General features: G+C 61.9%; 3 protein-coding genes. 2 read left to right on the top strand and 1 reads right to left on the bottom strand.

The features are described from left to right. On the bottom strand, positions 1-649 hold a 649-nt coding region (locus PF446_RS10350; protein WP_298071346.1), incomplete at its 3' end, for an NAD(P)/FAD-dependent oxidoreductase. A gap of 176 nt (positions 650-825) precedes the next feature. Here PF446_RS10350 and rmuC point away from each other — a divergent pair. Both rmuC and folE read left to right on the top strand, forming a co-directional pair. Beyond that, positions 826-2,202 carry a DNA recombination protein RmuC gene (gene rmuC, locus PF446_RS10345; RefSeq protein ID WP_298071345.1) on the top strand — a complete coding sequence of 459 codons (1,377 nt, stop codon included), beginning with the start codon at positions 826-828 and terminating at the stop codon, positions 2,200-2,202. A 113-nt stretch (positions 2,203-2,315) separates the two neighbouring features. Then, positions 2,316-2,755 (top strand): GTP cyclohydrolase I (gene folE, locus PF446_RS10340; RefSeq protein WP_298071344.1); only part of this gene is annotated, 440 nt, incomplete at its 3' end.

The raw sequence follows: 2,755 nt of genomic DNA, 5'->3' as shown, positions 1-2,755 counted from the left end.
CCAGCTTCACGCCATCATCGTCGGCCTTGCCGCCGCTGACCCTGATGCCGGTGCGCACGTCCACCCCGCGCTTGCGGTAGTACTCGTTGAGAAAATCCGACAGGCCCTGGCTGAACCGTGCCGCACCGATGCCGTCGCCGGCGAAGACCATGGTCACCTTGCAGCCGGCGCCAGTCATGGAGGCGGCCAGTTCGCTGCCGATGAAGCCGCCACCGACCACGGCGATGTGCGCACCCTCGGTGGCGAAACGGCGCAAACGCAGGTAGTCGTCCTGGGTACGGAAGTGGATCACCCGGTCGCCCTCGAAGGGCAGTACGCGTACGCGGGCGCCCGTGGCCAGGAGCAACCGCTTGTAGCCGTGGGTTTCCCCCTGGTCGTCGCGCACGGCGAGGCTGGCTCGATCCAGCATGACCGCACGGCGCCCCAGATGCATGTCCACGTCATGGCGTCGGGTGTCCAGGTCGATCGACGCGATGTCCTTGTCACCCTTCCAAAGCGCCTTGCTCAGCGGTGGGCGCTCGTAGGGCGGCTCGCGCTCGTCACCGATCAGGCCAATGCGGCCCTCGGGATCATGTTCGCGGATGGCGCCGATGGCGGCGTCGGCGGCCATGCCGCCACCGATGATCAGGTAGTCGCTGGTGTGGTCCATGGGGGTCCTCCACAAAAGATGGGTTGTCCTTCCGGTCACCTGATCATGGTGACATGGCTGCCGGCCCGGACCCAAAGACGCGCATGGCGTCCGTTCAGGCAGCGCGGCTCAAGTTCTGAGACGCGACGTCGTACACTGGATAAATCATTTCGATTCGCACGAGATTGCCATCCCTTATGACCGATAGCTTGCTGCCCTACCTAAGCGCCCTAGTTCTCGGCTTTTTGCTTGGTTCCATCGTCCTCTATCTGGGCCTGAAACGAACCACTGCACGTGATTCGAAAATCCTGCATCGGCAGCGCGAAGAATTGGAGAAACAATTGGCCCGTGCCGAGGCCGCTGCCCATCGCGTGCCCGCACTGGAAGCGGAGTTGCGACAAGCGCGCGACGCGCTAACCGACAAGCGCGAGGCGACGGCGCGTCTGGAGCAGCAGATCGCCTCCGCCCGGCAACGCGAACAGGATACGGAAAAACTGCTGGGCGAAACCCGTGAGGCCATGACCAAGGAGTTCAAGCTTCTAGCCGGTTCGCTGCTGGAGGAAAAGGGCGCCCTTCTGGGTAATCAGCAGAAAGAGACCCTAGCCTCGCTGCTCACGCCTTTCAGCGAAACCCTGCGAGAGTTCAAGTCCAAGGTGGAACAATCTCGCGAAGCTGACCTGCAGGCCCGTGAAGGCCTGATAGCACAAATCCGCCACCTGACAGAACTCAATCAAGACATCGGCGCCAAAGCCCAGTCGCTGACCAACGCCCTACGCGGCGAGAGCAAGACACGTGGCATCTGGGGCGAACAAGTGCTGCTGAAGCTGTTGGAGTTAGCCGGCCTGAGCGAAGGCGTCAACTTCCGCACCCAGGCCAGCCACAAAGAAGACGGTTCCGGGGCACGGCTGGTGCCTGACGTAGTGCTGGACCTACCCCAGGAAAGGGCCATCGTCATAGATTCCAAGGTTTCGCTTGTGGCCTACGAGCGCCATGTCGAGGCCCGGGATGACGAGACTGCCCGCGAACTGGCCATGAAGGATCACTGCGTCTCGATCCGCCGTCACATCAAAGACCTATCGGAGAAGAACTACCCCAGTCTCTATGGCCTCAAGAGCGTGGATTTTACCCTGCTGTTCGTACCCATCGAGAGTGCCTTGATGGCGGCCATTGAGGCCGACCCGTCCCTGCCCCAGTACGCCTTGGAACGTCACATCGCACTGGTCTCACCAAACACGCTGTTCACGGTGCTGCGGACTGTCGATTACATCTGGCGGGTGGAAAAGACCACGCGCAACATGGACAAGATCGTCAAGCGCGGCGACCTGATGTACGACGCCGCGCGCAAATTCGGCGAGCACATCGTGACCATCAACGATACTTTGGCCAAAGCCACCGCAGCCGCACGCGATGCAGAAAAGGCGCTGACCGATCCCAGTCGCGGCTTGGTGCGCCAGGCCGAGAGATTACGCGCCTTTGGCGTCAAGCCACGTAAGGACATGCCCAAACGTCTTTCTGTAGACGACCCCCCGGAAGCAGACGCCGATGCAGACAACGAACCCGGGGACGGGGACTGAGGCCCGACATCCGGCCGGCGCAGGATTGCGTACAAGACGGCATCAAGCGACGATCCCGACGGCTGTCGCCCGCGTTCACGTTAAAATGCCCGTCCTACCGCAGGTCAATGCCAATGAACGAATCTCCCAATCCGTCCGATGTATCTCGCGAGCAGGCCGAGGACGCCGTTCGCACCCTATTGCGCTGGGCGGGCGAAGATCCCACCCGCGAAGGGCTGATCGATACGCCCAAGCGGGTCGTGAAAGCCTACGGAGACTGGTTTTCGGGCTATGCCGAAGACCCGGGTGAATATCTGCTGCGTACCTTCGAGGAAGTCGAGGGCTACGACGAGATGGTGGTGCTGCGCGGGATCGAGTTCGAGAGCCACTGTGAACACCATATGGCGCCGATCATCGGACGCGCCCACGTGGGCTACATGCCGACCAATCGCGTGGTCGGCATCAGCAAGCTGGCGCGTGTCGTGGACAGCTTTGCACGCCGTTTCCAGGTCCAGGAAAAGCTGACCGCACAGATCGCCAACTGCATATGCGAGACCCTGCAACCGCGCGGCGT

The organism is Oleiagrimonas sp., from assembly GCF_027858935.1.
Taxonomy (GTDB): Bacteria; Pseudomonadota; Gammaproteobacteria; order Xanthomonadales; family Rhodanobacteraceae; genus Oleiagrimonas.
Note: the sequence above shows the minus strand (reverse complement) of the source record. Positions and strands in the feature narration are given on the sequence as shown.